Here is a 13,818-nt window from a genome sequence, read left to right as displayed (position 1 = left end):
AATGGAAGTCCCTTTTTCAAACTTCCGGCAAGAAAAGATGACCCGGGGATCAACATGAGCTTCACCGAGGAGCAGATCGCGTTCCGCGACACCGTGCGGAAGATGGTCGCAAAGCACGTCGCGCCTGTCGCGGCCGAGATCGACGAGACCGACCGTTTCCCGCTCGAACTGGTGAAGCTGTTCGGCGAGATGGGGCTGATGCAGCTCTGGGTGCCGGAACGCTACGGCGGTCCGAACGGCAACCTGACCTTGGCCTGCCTCGCCCGGGAGGAGATATCCAGGGTCTCGCCGGCTTGCGCCTCGATCGCAGCCCTCAACACCATGTTCATCATGCCGCTGCTTCACTTCGGTTCCGAGGAGCAGCGCGCCAAATACCTACCCATTATCGCCAAGGGCGGCGTTGTCACGGCGATCGCGATATCCGAGCCACAAGCCGGTTCCGACGTCACCGCGATCAACACCCGTGCCCGGAAGGACGGTGACAGCTACGTCCTCAACGGCCGCAAGCAATGGTGCAGCTATGGCGTCGTCGCCGACTACATCGTGGTGATGGCCCGGACCAGCGACGCCCCGGGCGCCGACGGGATCAGTGCCTTCATCGTCGAACCGAAGACGATGTCGGGCATCTCGTTCGGACGCCACGAGCGCAAGATGGGCTTCCGCGGCGCGCCGAATACACCGATCTTCTTCGACAATGTCCGTGTTCCCGCGGAGAACCTCGTCGGGGAAGAAGGCAAGGGCTTCCGGGCTTCGATGCGCGCGCTCGACCTCAACCGGCCGACCATCGGCGCCCAGTCCGTCGGCCTGGCCCAGGGCGCGCTCGACGCGTGCGTTGCCTACGCCAAGGAGCGCAAACAGTTCAAGAAGGCGATCGCGGAATTTCAGGGCGTGCAATTCATGCTAGCCGACATGGCCATGCAGATCGAGGCCGCACGTGCCCTCATCTACGAATGCGCCCGGGCCGGCGATGCCGGAGACTGGAAACGCCTCAATTTGCTCGCCAGCATGGCCAAATGCGTCGGCAGCGATATGGCCATGAAGGTGACAACGGACGCCGTCCAGATCTTCGGCGGCTACGGCTACACCATGGACTATCCGGTCGAGCGCATGATGCGCGACGCCAAGCTGACCCAGATCTTCGAAGGCACCAACCAGATCCAGCGCGTGGTGATCGCCCGGGAGCTGCTTCGGTAGAACAGTGCCGACAAAGTGACCGTCGACGAGATGGCGCCAACCCGGGCCAACTCCCGGCTGGCAAACGGCATTGGCTACGCCAATTTCGGCCGTTCGAAAATCTGGTAGCGCCCTCACTCTTCCAATCGTTGCACGAGCATTGCGGCACAGCTACAATCACGGTGTCGACTTTTTGCCGGCCGGACGGCCCCTACGAAAAGCTCGGGAGCCACGCGCAAATGATCAAACATGCCTTGGTTTTTGGAAATAGCGCGTACCCGGGTCAGTACTTCCTGAAAAGCCCGAAGAACGACGCGCAACAAGTGGCGAGTGCCCTAAGGCGGTTGAAATTCGACGTTACTTTGGGGACGGATCTTGAACGCGACAGCGCCTATTCGCTGATCGATGAGTTCACGAGCAAGATCAGCGCTGCGCGCCCCGCCGTCACGGTCGTGTACTACTCGGGACATGGAGTTCAGATCGAGGAAATGAATTTCATCGTCCCAATCGATTTCGAGGACGGCGACAGTGTCAGGCTGGTCAACGTTCAAGAGATCATCGACGCAGTCGACAGGAACACCAGTGTGCAGATCGTTCTGCTGGACGCTTGCCGCGACAAAGGCGCTCAAAAGGCAATCGCCGCAAAAGGCATTTCCCTGGGCAAAGGCAAAACACTGGTGGTGGACGAGCGCAACGCAGAGGCAACAGGTCTGGCCGCCATGCGAGGACCGAATGGCACCTTTATCGCATTTGCGACTTCACCGGGAGACGTGGCTTACGACGGTGACACCTTCCTGAGCCCCTTCACGGAGGCGTTTCTCAAAAATGTCGAGTTGGTGGACCTTCCAATATCCAACCTGATGAGTCGCGTCCGCAAGGAAGTATTCATCGCGACAGAGGAACGACAGCGGCCGTGGGATCACTCCTCACTGATGGCCCCATTCTATTTTAATCCCGGTTCGCTGTTCCTGTTTCTGGGAAATGCGTTGGCGATCCTGGGTCTGGTCCTGTCTTGCATTCCCTATTCGCTGTATCTGTCATCACCTGAAGCTTCCTGGCAGCTATTCGCACTCTCAATCATATTCCCTGTGCTTTCGCTTTCGATCCTGATGTATGGCACGCAGACCGCATACTCACGGCTGCGGGGGGCCTTCCAGCTCGATGAGGAGAAATCCTCGACCTTGCTGGACCATCTCTTCGTGAGTTTTCAGAAAGGAAGTCTCGGAGGCTATCTCGGCTCGCTCATCACCGCGCTGGGAATCACCTTCGTGTACCATCAGGCGTGGGTAGAAAGGTATAACGGTCCGTTTGCAGGTAACATGAGTGAGCCAAAATCGCTGGGCGAACTTTGCGTTCAGATCACGACGGCTACTGTCATTACCGGTTGCATTCTGGGTTTCTTCGCGCTGTTTTTTTCGCGGTTCTCCAGAGGCAAGTTGGAGCCGCTGGAGAGTTCATCAGCTTCACGCATCCTGCTCGGCACGTCGTTGGGCGGCGCGTTCGCGGGCCTGATCTGCGCGCCGGTACTGACCTATTATTTCGGGCAGATGCCCGGGCCGATGCTCAAACCCGAACTTCTCCTGCCGGGTGGAATCGCCGGTTCGGCAATATTCGTTTTTTCGATCGTTAACTTCGATTTTGAGCGCCTCAGTTCGCGCCGGCTCGCCATTGGGCTCCTATGCGCGTTGTCGGCGGTGGTGATCGGCGGCGTGGTGGCGGGGGCGCTTTTTGGCAGCTTGTATTCGCTTGGCATCGTCGATCGCGTAATCAATTGGATGCAGGACAACGACACAAATGCCGCGATCTTGCTGACTGGTGGCGCCTTCTATGGTGTTCCGGTCGGAATTGCGCTCGGCCTCGTCATAGGGTCGGCGATCGCGTTGACCAATCGATGGACTGGACGAAATGTCCTGGAAGCGATTCGTTGACGGAGTCGCCAGGCTTGCGAAGGTCGTACTGGAGGCGCGGCGGGCGACATATCACGAGAAGATCACTGTGTTACCCTGACGGGAGAAGCACTTAGATCACCCAAGCGTACGGGGCGCGCGCAATGAAAGTTTGTATCGTCGGGGCCTCCGGAAAACTTGGGCGGTACATGGTGCAGCACGCTCTGGAGCGGGGCTACGAAGTCGTTGGGGTTTGCCGGGCGTGCAGCGTCGGCAAGCTCGACGCCTTCAAGGAGCGCATAACGATCATTCCCGGGGCGACCAACGATCGCGAGGTGATCAAGAACGCTGTCGCGGGATGCGACGGGGTGCTCACCGTGCTCGTGCCGTGGGGGGTCAACCACTACGCATCGGGAACGGCCCAGGCGGTGCTCGACCATGCGCGTCCGGGCGCCCGCCTCGTTTTCTCCTGCGGATGGCACATCACACGCGACGGCCTTGACGTGTACACGCTCAGAGTCAAAGCGCTCGTGACGATTGCCGGCGGGCTGGCGCGGCTTTTCCGCGTCGTGGACCTCAACGATCAGGTGGAAGCGTGCCGGCGGGTGTTTGCCAGTAACACGCGGTGGACGGTCGTGCGCGGCAGCGACCTCCAGGAGGGCGAGAGCCAGGGCTTACCCGTGTGGAGCCGCCACGTCGGCGACCCCATCCTCAACAGCAACATGACGCATCGCGTCGACTTTGCCCTGTTCATGGTCGCGGCCCTCGGGAATGACGATCTGGTCAGGGAGGCGCCGGCGATTGTCGGATGCCGGACGCCCTCCGCGGTCGAGCACACCGAAGCGCTTCAGTCTGGATAGTTCGAACGTGCGACCGAGCGGAATTCGGCGCTAACCGCCTTCCCTCACACCGGCGGCGTGCCATGGGTATGAAACGACTCGATGGTCTTCAGCCCCCAGGCTTGTCCCTTCTTGCGCTCTTCCTCGGTCCAGACGATCGGCTTCCAGTCGGGCGCGAGGATGAGGCGGGCGCCGGCGTTGGCGACTTCGACGCGGTTGCCGCCGGGCTCGTAGACATACAGGAAGAAGGTCTGCTGGATCGCGTGCTTGTGCGGACCGGTTTCGATGTGGATGCCGTTTTCCAGGAAGATGTCGGCGGCGCGCAAAATCTCCTCGCGGCTGTCGAGTGCGTAGGTGACGTGATGGAAGCGGCCCATCTTGCCGTAGTGGTCGCGGGTGTAGGCAAAATCGTAGCTCTTGTTGCACATCGTCATCCACATCGCGGCTTCCGTGCCGTCGTTGAGAACGATCTGCTCGGTGGTGCGCAAGCCGAGATAGTTTTCGAAGAACAGGCGGTTGGCCTTGATGTCGACCGCGAGGCAATTGAGATGGTCGAGCCGGCGGACATTGACGCCGCGCGCCGGAAACCGCTGCGCCTGGTTCTTCAGTGCGGGCTTCAGTTCGGGCGGCGCCTGATACCACTCGGTCTCGTAATAGAGTTCAACGATATGGCCGTCCGGATCGCGGCAACGGAACGCCGGCCCCTGCCCCATGTCGCCATCGACCCAGCCGATGTCGAAGCCGGATCCCTTCAGCGCGGCGACACGTCGCTCCAGCGCCTGCGGGCTGCGCGCGCGCAGTGCCATATGCTCCATCCCTGAGGTTTTGGAAGCCGTGAGCTTGAGCGAATAGCGCTCGTAATCGTCCCAGCCGCGCAAGTAGACCGACTCGCCCTTGCGGCCGCTGACGGTCATGCCCATAACGTCCACAAAGAATTTTTCGCTTTCCTCCGGCTTCGGCGTCAGCATTTCCATGTGGCCGAGATGGGCGAGATCGAAGATCGGCTCTAGGGTCATAGGTGGTCTCTCTCGTAGGGTGGGCAAAGCGTAGCGTGCCCACCAGTTCAAGTTCGGATGGTGGGCACGGCGCTACGCGCCTTTGCCCACCCTACAATTGCAGCGCAGGCGTTACGTCGTCGAACAGCTCATCGACGCTGAAAGCACGCGGAATGAGGCCTTGCTGGGCGGTGTAGCCGATAATCAGCTCCAGCGAACGACGCATCTCATCTGCAGAGAAACGTGGCGCGGCGGTTGACGCCTTGGCCGACTCCGCCAGCAACCGATGCACTTCCCGCACTACGTCCGGATTTTTCTCGCACAGGGCCCGGCTTACCACCACCATATGGTTGATCGGCACCACCTTGTGCTTGGCAGCCCAGGCCTTCTCCTCCGCGGCGACGTCGGCGAACAGCGGTTTCAAATCCGCATGGTCGGACTTCTCACCGAGCACCGCGTCGAGTTCACCATCCACAAGCATCTGGATGATTGGCTTGCCGGCCGGAGCCCGTTTGGTCGTGTCCCTGAATTCGGCGACATGGGCGTCCTCGAAGGTCACCCAGTCGATCGAATTGAGATCGACGCCGCAATCATTGGCGAGGATACCGCGCAGCCACGCGCCGGTCGTGGTGGTAAAGGAGCGGATACCGACGCGCTTGCCGTTCAGATCGGTAGGGGTCAGCGCGCCCCGCTTTGCGTTATACAGCGCATGTCCATGCTGAAAGCGCGCCATCACCACATCAGGCAGCAGCACCATCGGCTTGTCAAAGCTCCTGGCCATCAGATAGGTGACGATGGCCATCTCGGAGACGTCGAACGCGGCCTCGCGGACCATCGGCTTGAAGCCCTTGTTGGTCGGCGAGTAGTCGACAAAGTCGAACTCGACCAGATCGGATTTAATCGCGCCGCTCTTCAGCGCCGCGGTGCCGGGATGGTCGCCGAGCAAGGTGCGCAGGCGTATTGCCATCTCAGTCGCTCTCCGGCTCATCGATATAGACGAGCCCTGCCTTCGCCAAGGGCTCGCGCATTTTGTACATGTCGAGGCCGAGCACACCGGCGGCGAGTTGCTTGCGCTTGCCGTCCTCGTCGGCGTGGCGTTTTTCTCCCTTAGCAACGACGTCGGCGGCATCTTTCCGCCTGACGACCACGACACCGTCGTCATCGGCGACAACAGCGTCGCCCGGCACCACGTTGATCCCGGCGCAGACCACGGGCACATTGACGGCGCCCAAGGTCGCCTTGACCGTGCCCTTGGCGGAAATCGCCCTCGACCACACCGGAAACCCCATCTCGCGCAGCGCCTTGGCATCGCGGACGCCGGCATCGATCACCAGGCCCCTGACGCCGCGCGCCATCAGCGAGGTCGCGAGCAAATCGCCGAACATGCCATCGGTATTGTCGGTGGTGCAGCCGACCACCAGAATGTCGCCGGGCTTGCACTGCTCCACCGCGACATGGATCATCCAGTTGTCGCCGGGCTGCGCCAACACGGTCACCGCCGTGCCTGCCGCCTCGCCGCCGGCCCATACCGGACGCAAATATGGTTTCATCAGGCCGAAGCGGCCATAGGCCTCATGCGCGGTGGCGACGCCGAGCGTGCCAAGGCGGTTCACGAGGTCGGCATCGGTGCGCTTGATGTTCCTGACAACAACGGTCTTCATGCCAGCTCCTCCATCGCCATCGGGAACAGCCGCTGATAGGCCTCGCCATAGGTCATGGCCTTGCCGGAATTGCGGCCGCCCTGCATGCCCCGCTGCAATGCGACGCGCTCATAGTACGCCCACAGGTGTTTTTGCGCGGCGAGAATTTCAAAGGTCTTGCGCTTCTGCTCCCAGACCTCGTCGATGTTGAGGATCACCTGCGGCTTGAAATTGCACATCTCGGGCTGGTGCGGCTCGAACAGGAACACCGGCGGCGCGGCGTAGGTGTATTTGGCGCCGGGCTTGTGGCCCATCGCCTGCGCCACCACGCGGGTCTCCTGCGCGAAATGCGCGGCGTTGGGATGATCGAAATTGTAGGGGTCTTCCAGCGCGTGGGTGAGCACGAAGGACGGATTGAGTTCGCGGTAGATATCGACCATGCGGTCGAAATGCGCTTCGGTGGTGCGCAGCGGATAATCGCCGGCATCGAAGAATTCGATTTCCGCTCCCAGCATCTCGGCTGCGCGCTGCGCCTCGTCGCGCCGTCCCGCCTTGACCTTTTCAAGCGTGGCACCGGTTTCCTTCCAGGCGAACTGGCTCTCGCCGCGCTCGCCGAACGACAGGCAGGCGATCTTGATGCGGTAACCCTTCCTGGCGTGAAGCGCGATCGCCCCGCCCGCGCGCCAGACGAAATCGCCGGGATGCGCCGTGACCACGAGGCCGGTCTTGTTTGCATTGGTCATTGCTGTTTCCTCTTTCGGTTTTCCGGCTAGAGCCTTTTTCCGTTCCGATGAAATCGGAACGGGGCTCTAGATTATTGATCTGACGCGTTTTCTTGACGCGAACCGGTGTCCACTTCGCTGGAAAACGCTTTACTGCTTCTCGATGCCCGCCCGCTCGATCACTTTAGCCCATTTCTCGATATCGTCCTTCAGCCGCTGCGCGATTTCCTCCGGCGTGGAGGCCTTGGCCTCGATGCCCAGCTCGAGCGCGCGCTTCTTCAAGTCGGGCGTGTCGAGCACCTCGCGGAGCGCCGCATTGAGCGTCTTGATCACCTCCGGCGGCGTGCCCTTGGGCGCAAAAATCGCATTCCAGGACTGCGCCTCGAAATCGCCGCCGCCGGCTTCCTTTACCGTCGGAACGTCAGGCAGGAACGGCGTGCGGACCGAACCCGAAGTCGACACCGCAGTCACCGCCTTATCTGATATGTGCGACTGCACCGCGGTGTAATTCTCGATCGCCATCTGGATATCGCCGCGCAGCAGCGCGATCAGGACATCGGGCGAACTGCGGAACGGCACGATGGTGATTTCGACGCCGGCAGTGGATTTGAACAATTGCGCCGAGAGGTTTTGCGTCGAGCCGACATTGATGGTGCCGACATTGAGCGCACCGGGCCTTGCCTTGGCCGCTTTGATCAGGTCCGCCAATGTCTGGTACGGCGAGCCGGCCTGGGTGACGAGGATGAAGTCGAAATAACCCATGCTCGAGACCGGAACGAAATCCGTGACCGGATCGAATCTCAGGTTCTTGAACAGCGACACCGAAATCGCGGTGCCATTGCTCAGCAGCGCCAGCGTATAGCCGTCGGCGGCCGACGACAGCACCGCGCGGGCGGCGGTGATGCCGCCGGCGCCCGGCATGTTCTCGATGATGAAGCGCTGCCCGAGCTTTTCGCCGAGCTTCTCGGTGACGATCCGCGCGGTGACGTCGGCAACCCCGCCCGGACCGAAGGGGAGGATCAGCCGCACCGGCCGGTTTGGATAATTCTGGGCGCAGGCGATCTGCGGCGTCAGCAGCAACACTGCCAACACAAATGCGCCTGCGATCGATGCGCAGCGGCCGCTCAAACCAAAACCCTCGGGCCTGACCGTCATGGTTGATCCATCAGAACTCAAACAGCCGCGCGGGATTATCGACCAGTATCTTTTGCTGCAACTCGGGCTCCGGCGCGAATAGTGGAATGAGGTCGACCAGATCGCCGTCGTTCGGCATCGCCTTGACGTTGGGATGCGGCCAGTCGGTTCCCCAGATCACGCGATCCGGCGCCGTCTCGATGATGCGGCGCGCAAACGGCACCGCGTCCTGGAACGGCGGTCCGCTGGAGGAAACCCGCTCGCAGCCGCAGACCTTGACCCAGCATTTCTCGTCGCGCTGCATCAAGTCGATCAGGGTCCGGAACGGCAACTGGTTGAGTCCGTCAGCAGCCTTGACCCGTCCCATGTGATCGATGGTGTAGCGCACCGGCAGTTTTGCCAGCAGGTCGGCATATTCAGGCAAGTCGATCGCATCGAAATGCAGGTCGATGTGCCAGCCGAGCGGCGCCACCATCGCGACGATCTTGTGGAACACCGCCATGTCGGGCACACCTCCGAGATGGCGCACGAAATTGAAGCGGCAGCCGCGGAAACCGCCGTCGTGAAGCTCCTGAAGGCCGCGCTCAGTGATGGTATCGTCGATGTTCGCGACCGCGCGAAAGGTCCCGTTGCTGAGGGCGATGGCGTCGAGCGCAACGCGGTTGTCGGTGCCGTGCACGCTGGCATTGACGATGACGGCCCGGCCAATGCCGATCTTCCTGTGCAGCGCCCTGAAATCCTCCAGCGGTGCGTCCGGCGGCGTGTACGGTCGCCCCGGCGCATACGGATATTTGTCGCCCGGCCCGAAAATATGGGTGTGCGCGTCGCACGCCAGCGGCGGCAAGCGGAATTTCGGCGTCCGCGTATTGCGATCCGGGCCGGGAATCGTTGGCTTCGACATCATGCTCTCATGCGGTGCGTGAGCGGGAACCGGCCGGGGCTTTCCTGGCTCCGGCTTTCGCAGCGGGCTCCGCGGCCGCCTGGCCGTTGATGTCAGGCGCCTGCAGTGCGGCGACGGTGGCGGAAACCAGTTGCTCGATCGCCTCGGCCATGTCGGCGCCATCGGCCTCGCCGCGCGACAACCGCGTCACCCGCTCCGGGTTGACCAGGGTGTAATAGAGCGCGCCGAGCAGGAACTGGGAGCGCCAGACCAGCGTCTTGCGCGGCAGATGCGGCAGGCTCTGCTCGATCGCTTCGATGAAGGCGTTGGTGGTGTCGTCGAAGATCTCCGCAATGATGCGTCCGACCACGGCGTTGCCTTCCGCCGACATGACAGCGCGCAGCCGCGTGAACCGCGCGCCGCCGCCGGCCAGATCGCTGCTCGACGAAAACGCCGGCTGCACATAGGCGCGCACCACAGCCTCGAGCCGGTCCTGCACGTCGCGCACGCGCCGCGCCGCCACCAATAACTCGATGCGGCGCTTGTTCATGGGACCGCAATGCCGCTTGTAGATTTCGAGCAGCAGGCCGTCCTTGCTCTTGAAATGATAGGTGACGCTGCCGGGATTGGCGCCCGCCTCCAGCGCGATGTCGCGGATCGAGACCGCATTGAAGCCCCGGGTCGAGAACAGGCTCTCGGCCGCGCTGAGGATGGCTTCCCGCATATTGGGATTGCGCGTCATGAGTTTTCTTTTGGTTTTTCTTTGGGGTTTGCGTTCCGCCTTTTCTTTTGTACAGATGTCCAAATTATCAGGTCCAGTCAACAAATAAATCGGTGGCGCCGGACAAACCGGCGTCGGTGCGACTGGAGCGGAAGGCACGGGAGAGCGGTATGGCTGTAAGGCGCCAGGTCATTGTTGCGGTTCTGGCGGTTGCCGCGCTCTTTGCCGGTGGCGCCATTGCGGCCGACGCCGAGATTCGGCAGATCCTCGCGCCGAGCGGCGCGCTACGGGTGGCGCTGTATCCGGGAACACCGACCTCGATCCTGCCGGACCCTAAGTCGGGCGGACCAAAGGGCGTCGGCTACGATCTCGGCAAGGAACTCGCGAGCCGGCTCGGCGTGCCCTTTGAGCCGGTGATTTTCTCCAGAAATGCCGAGGTCCTCGAAGCGGTCAAGACGGGCAAGGCCGACATCGCCCTCACCAATGCGACGCCCGCGCGCGCGAAGGAAATGGATTTCGGCCCGCCGGTTTTTGAAGTCGAACTCGGCTATCTCGTGCCGAAGGGCTCCGCGCTCACAGCGCTGGCCGAGATGGATGCAGCGGGCATGCGCGTCGGCGTCACGGCAGGAAGCTCCTCGGACGGCACCCTTACGCGCGACCTGAAGAAGGCCGAGATCGTGCGCGCGGCAAATTTCGATGCCGCCATCGAGATGCTGACGGCCGGCACCCTCCACGCCTATGCCACCAACAAGGCCTCCCTGTACGAAATGTCGGAGAAGCCGCCGGGGTCAAAAGTGCTCGACGGCCGCTGGGGCGTCGAGCGTCTCGCAATCGGCGTCCCCAAAGGACGCGATGGCGGGATGGCGTTCATCCGGCAGTTCACCGAAGCCGCGAAGTCGGAAGGCCTGGTCAAGGCAGCGATTGCGCGTGCGGGACTGCGCGGCGCGGTTATGCCGGAAACACAGAATTAGCGGCGCACGCCGCCCATTTCCAACAATCGATCCGGAGAAGAAGGATTTTCGTACCATGCCTACCCCACGCAAACTCATCCGTTCCGTCCTGGCCGCGGCACTATTCTCGCTGGCCGGTACGCAGGCAAACGCCGAGGGTTTCCCAAGCAAGCCGGTGCGCATTCTGGTGCCCTATGCCGCCGGCGGCGCGGTTGATGTCCTTGCCCGAACGGTCGGCCAGTCGCTGTCGAAGATCTGGGGCCAGCAGCCCGTGATCGAAAACCGGCCCGGCGCCGGCGGCACGATCGCTTCGCAGGCACTGACCCAATCCGCGCCCGACGGCTACACCCTGATCCTGGTCGCCAGCGGCCATCCGCTCAATCAGTTCTTCTATCCAAAGCTGCCCTACGACACGTTCAAGGATTTTACCGCGATCAGCGAGATCGCCGCGTCGCCGCTCGCCATCGTCGTCTCCAGGAACAGCCCCGTGAAGAATCTCGGGGAGTTGCTGACGATCGCCCGCGAGAAGCCCGACGCCTTGTCCTACGGCATGTCAGGCAACGGCACGTCGGCGCACCTTGCCGGCGAACTTCTCAACTACATGGCCAAGGTGAAGATCCTTGCGATTCCCTACAAGGGCGGTGCGCCCGCCCTCACCGCCGTAATCGCCGGCGAGATTCCGATCAGCGTCAATCCCTTGCCGGAGGTCGTCGGCCAGCTCGAGGGCTCTACGGTGCGCGCACTCGCGGTGACGACGGCGCAGCGCGCCAAGGCGCTGCCGGATGTCCCGACGGTCGCGGAGTCCGGCTTGCCCGGCTACAACGCGTCGGTGTGGTGGGGCTTTCTTGGACCCGCGGGCATGGCGCCGGAACTGGTGGCCAAGATCAACACCGATCTTAAGGCCGCTCTCAAGGACCCGGTGGTTCTGACCGCGCTGGAAAAGATGGGCGCGACGCCGGTCGGAAACTCACCGCAGGAATTCGACGCGTTCATGCGCGCGGAGGCCGCCAAGTGGGAGCCGGTGCTGAAAGAAGCCAACATCAAGATGCAGTGAGGCGCCGTCTACCCGACGCCTATCGCGCATTGGCCGGGGCATGCACCGGCCACAAATCGGCGCGCCAATGCAGCATGATCGCCAGCATCAAGGCGAGACCGACCGCCGCGTACAGCGTTCCCGTCGCGGCGAAGCCGATTTCGTCGATCAGGCTGCCGGCGGCCAGAAGGCCGAACGGCAGGCCATAGATCACCATCATGCGCACGCCCATCACCCGGCCGCGGAAATTCTCGGCTGCCGTGCGCATCAGGATGACGGCGATCGAGATCATCGCAAGGCTCTGCGAGAAACCGGCGATGACAAGGCAGACGATCGCGGTCGGTACCGTCTGCATCTGCACGAACAGCAGCAGCGTCGCGTACCACAGCACGGTCGAGGCGATCATGAGCCGCGCCACCCTTATGCCGTGGATCAGGCTCAGCACGATCGAGCCCGCCAGCGAGCCGATGGCGAAGCTTGCCGAGAGATAGCCGAGCCCGGTCTGGTTGGTGCCGTAGATCGCCTTGGCCACATAGGGCAGCAATCCGTTGGTGAGCGGATAGGCCGTGAGGTTGGCGAGGAACGCGACCCAGAGCGCGGCGCGCATGCGCGGTGTGGTCCAGCAATAGGCCACGCCCTCCATCAGGTCGCGGAATGGCGAGGGCCGCAGCGCCTCGCTTTCGGTATCGCCGGTCGGATGCGGCTTGGCCGGTGCTACCACGCACAGCGTCAGCACGGTCGCGACGAGATAGAGACAGACGATCGCCATATAGGCAGATCCCATCCCGAGCGCGGCGAACAATCCGGCGCCGCTCAGCGCGCCGGCGATGCGCGCGGTATCCATCGTGGTTCGGGAGATGCTGATCGCGCCGATCAACTGATCGCGCGGCATGATGGTCGCAACCAGCGCGCCGCGCACGCCGAGGTCCGACGGACGGACGACACCCATCAGTGCCGCGACGATAAAAACAAAGAGTGGACTGAGATGGCCTGACAGCGCCAGCGTCATCAGCACGGTCGCCAGCACCGCGTAGCTCGCGCGCATCATCGCCAGGAGATCGCGGTGACCGATGCGGTCGCCGACGACGCCGAACATCGGTGCAACCAATGTGCCGATATAACCAAGGGAGGCGAACACGGTGAGCAGCAGCACCGACCCGGTCTCGACCAGCACGTACCAGCCGAGGATGATCATCTCCATCTCGAACGCCCACGAGGTGAGCAGATCGGCGGGCCACTGGAAACGATAATTCCGGATCCGGAATGGAGCGAGCGCGGAAGGCCGCGCGAAATCGCTCAAGACTCGCTGTCGCGATTCATCGCGTTCCACCCTGCCCTGTTTCTTGTTCTTGCCTGAGCTTGGATAGCGTGCAGGGATTGGCCGTGTCAATTGAGCGGCCATTGATCTCACAACGCAAAAGGTCATACCGGATATGAATTCGCGATCTCGCGGCGCGATGCGCCCGAGCTTTGCCAAAAGTTCCTAGCCCTCCAATAAGAGGGCGCAGGGAAGACCGGGTGCGCGCTGCACCCGCGGTCTCGCGTGCGGTTTGCACAAAACAAAGTGCACACGAGCATACAGGGCAGCGGAGAACACCCGGCCTTCCCTGCGCAATGGCTTTACGGCTTATGCCGCGCTCTCCCCGGAGACGAGTTCTTGGTTGACTCCGTCGCTGCCGTTCGGCTCTCGCCCACCCGACAGCTTGACGCCTGCAACGGGCGCCAGGACCACACGGTTTTGCCGTACGCTTATCCACGCCGTCGTCGAGGCGTAAACCAGCGTCCACCGCAACCCGTCCAACGTCCGTGACGACGGCCGACGCCCTTCTGAGTAGGACGGGATGG

The 13,818-nt window shown here is 62.4% G+C and carries 13 protein-coding genes; 5 read left to right on the top strand and 8 right to left on the bottom strand.

What is annotated here, in order from left to right:
• Positions 1-54 precede the first annotated feature (54 nt).
• The 3 genes from JQ629_RS34180 to JQ629_RS34170 all read left to right on the top strand — a co-directional run bounded on the left by JQ629_RS34180 (position 55) and on the right by JQ629_RS34170 (position 3,919).
• The gene (locus JQ629_RS34180; protein WP_212416352.1) at positions 55-1,194 is read left to right on the top strand and encodes an acyl-CoA dehydrogenase family protein; all 1,140 of its coding nucleotides are present in this window, start codon (positions 55-57) and stop codon (positions 1,192-1,194) included.
• 218 nt (positions 1,195-1,412) lie between these two features.
• Positions 1,413-3,101, top strand: coding sequence for a caspase family protein (locus tag JQ629_RS34175; RefSeq protein ID WP_212416351.1), 1,689 nt, complete (start codon positions 1,413-1,415; stop codon positions 3,099-3,101).
• Positions 3,102-3,223: 122 nt separating this feature from the next.
• Positions 3,224-3,919 carry an NAD(P)-dependent oxidoreductase gene (locus JQ629_RS34170; protein WP_212416350.1) on the top strand — a complete coding sequence of 232 codons (696 nt, stop codon included), beginning with the start codon at positions 3,224-3,226 and terminating at the stop codon, positions 3,917-3,919.
• A 44-nt stretch (positions 3,920-3,963) separates the two neighbouring features.
• Here JQ629_RS34170 and JQ629_RS34165 read toward each other — a convergent pair whose 3' ends face one another.
• The 7 genes from JQ629_RS34165 to JQ629_RS34135 all read right to left on the bottom strand — a co-directional run bounded on the left by JQ629_RS34165 (position 3,964) and on the right by JQ629_RS34135 (position 10,011).
• Complete coding sequence (locus JQ629_RS34165; protein ID WP_212416349.1) at positions 3,964-4,914, bottom strand: catechol 2,3-dioxygenase; 951 nt, start codon at positions 4,912-4,914, stop codon at positions 3,964-3,966.
• A gap of 91 nt (positions 4,915-5,005) precedes the next feature.
• On the bottom strand, positions 5,006-5,860 hold the full coding sequence (locus JQ629_RS34160) for a substrate-binding domain-containing protein (RefSeq protein ID WP_212416348.1): 855 nt from the start codon (positions 5,858-5,860) through the stop codon (positions 5,006-5,008).
• A gap of 1 nt (position 5,861) precedes the next feature.
• Positions 5,862-6,554 carry a 4-carboxy-4-hydroxy-2-oxoadipate aldolase/oxaloacetate decarboxylase gene (locus tag JQ629_RS34155; protein ID WP_212416347.1) on the bottom strand — a complete coding sequence of 231 codons (693 nt, stop codon included), beginning with the start codon at positions 6,552-6,554 and terminating at the stop codon, positions 5,862-5,864.
• Positions 6,551-7,276, bottom strand: a complete 726-nt coding sequence (locus JQ629_RS34150) for a PIG-L deacetylase family protein (protein WP_212416346.1) — start codon at positions 7,274-7,276, stop codon at positions 6,551-6,553. Before JQ629_RS34150 ends, JQ629_RS34155 begins: the two co-directional genes overlap by 4 nt.
• 129 nt (positions 7,277-7,405) lie before the next feature.
• Positions 7,406-8,410 (bottom strand): Bug family tripartite tricarboxylate transporter substrate binding protein, encoded by a 1,005-nt coding sequence (locus JQ629_RS34145; RefSeq protein ID WP_212416345.1) that lies wholly within the window; start codon positions 8,408-8,410, stop codon positions 7,406-7,408.
• A 10-nt stretch (positions 8,411-8,420) separates the two neighbouring features.
• Positions 8,421-9,290, bottom strand: a complete 870-nt coding sequence (locus JQ629_RS34140) for an amidohydrolase family protein (protein ID WP_249135466.1) — start codon at positions 9,288-9,290, stop codon at positions 8,421-8,423.
• A gap of 7 nt (positions 9,291-9,297) precedes the next feature.
• Positions 9,298-10,011, bottom strand: a complete 714-nt coding sequence (locus JQ629_RS34135; protein WP_212268864.1) for a TetR/AcrR family transcriptional regulator — start codon at positions 10,009-10,011, stop codon at positions 9,298-9,300.
• A 149-nt stretch (positions 10,012-10,160) separates the two neighbouring features.
• Here JQ629_RS34135 and JQ629_RS34130 point away from each other — a divergent pair, with 149 nt between their 5' ends.
• Together JQ629_RS34130 and JQ629_RS34125 are read left to right on the top strand one after the other, a co-directional pair.
• Positions 10,161-10,961 (top strand): transporter substrate-binding domain-containing protein, encoded by an 801-nt coding sequence (locus JQ629_RS34130; RefSeq protein ID WP_212416343.1) that lies wholly within the window; start codon positions 10,161-10,163, stop codon positions 10,959-10,961.
• Between the two features lie 55 nt (positions 10,962-11,016).
• Positions 11,017-11,994, top strand: coding sequence for a tripartite tricarboxylate transporter substrate binding protein (locus JQ629_RS34125; protein WP_212416342.1), 978 nt, complete (start codon positions 11,017-11,019; stop codon positions 11,992-11,994).
• 19 nt (positions 11,995-12,013) lie between these two features.
• Here the strand turns inward: JQ629_RS34125 and JQ629_RS34120 are convergent, their stop codons facing one another.
• Positions 12,014-13,273: an MFS transporter gene (locus JQ629_RS34120; RefSeq protein ID WP_212416341.1), complete on the bottom strand. Its 1,260-nt coding sequence runs from the start codon at positions 13,271-13,273 to the stop codon at positions 12,014-12,016.
• Positions 13,274-13,818 lie beyond the last annotated feature (545 nt).

Origin of the sequence: Bradyrhizobium sp. AUGA SZCCT0222, from assembly GCF_018130205.1 — a bacterium.
In the GTDB taxonomy this organism is placed as follows: Bacteria; Pseudomonadota; Alphaproteobacteria; order Rhizobiales; family Xanthobacteraceae; genus Bradyrhizobium.
This window is presented reverse-complemented; position numbering and strand designations above follow the sequence as displayed.

Excerpts from the sequence above, each read along its gene's own strand:
- JQ629_RS34180 (WP_212416352.1), top strand. The coding sequence starts at position 55 with ATGAGCTTCACCGAGGAGCAGATCGCGTTCCGCGACACCGTGCGGAAG.
- JQ629_RS34175 (WP_212416351.1), top strand. The coding sequence starts at position 1,413 with ATGATCAAACATGCCTTGGTTTTTGGAAATAGCGCGTACCCGGGTCAG.
- JQ629_RS34170 (WP_212416350.1), top strand. The coding sequence starts at position 3,224 with ATGAAAGTTTGTATCGTCGGGGCCTCCGGAAAACTTGGGCGGTACATG.
- JQ629_RS34165 (WP_212416349.1), bottom strand. The coding sequence starts at position 4,914 with ATGACCCTAGAGCCGATCTTCGATCTCGCCCATCTCGGCCACATGGAA.
- JQ629_RS34160 (WP_212416348.1), bottom strand. The coding sequence starts at position 5,860 with ATGGCAATACGCCTGCGCACCTTGCTCGGCGACCATCCCGGCACCGCG.
- JQ629_RS34155 (WP_212416347.1), bottom strand. The coding sequence starts at position 6,554 with ATGAAGACCGTTGTTGTCAGGAACATCAAGCGCACCGATGCCGACCTC.
- JQ629_RS34150 (WP_212416346.1), bottom strand. The coding sequence starts at position 7,276 with ATGACCAATGCAAACAAGACCGGCCTCGTGGTCACGGCGCATCCCGGC.
- JQ629_RS34145 (WP_212416345.1), bottom strand. The coding sequence starts at position 8,410 with ATGACGGTCAGGCCCGAGGGTTTTGGTTTGAGCGGCCGCTGCGCATCG.
- JQ629_RS34140 (WP_249135466.1), bottom strand. The coding sequence starts at position 9,290 with ATGTCGAAGCCAACGATTCCCGGCCCGGATCGCAATACGCGGACGCCG.
- JQ629_RS34135 (WP_212268864.1), bottom strand. The coding sequence starts at position 10,011 with ATGACGCGCAATCCCAATATGCGGGAAGCCATCCTCAGCGCGGCCGAG.
- JQ629_RS34130 (WP_212416343.1), top strand. The coding sequence starts at position 10,161 with ATGGCTGTAAGGCGCCAGGTCATTGTTGCGGTTCTGGCGGTTGCCGCG.
- JQ629_RS34125 (WP_212416342.1), top strand. The coding sequence starts at position 11,017 with ATGCCTACCCCACGCAAACTCATCCGTTCCGTCCTGGCCGCGGCACTA.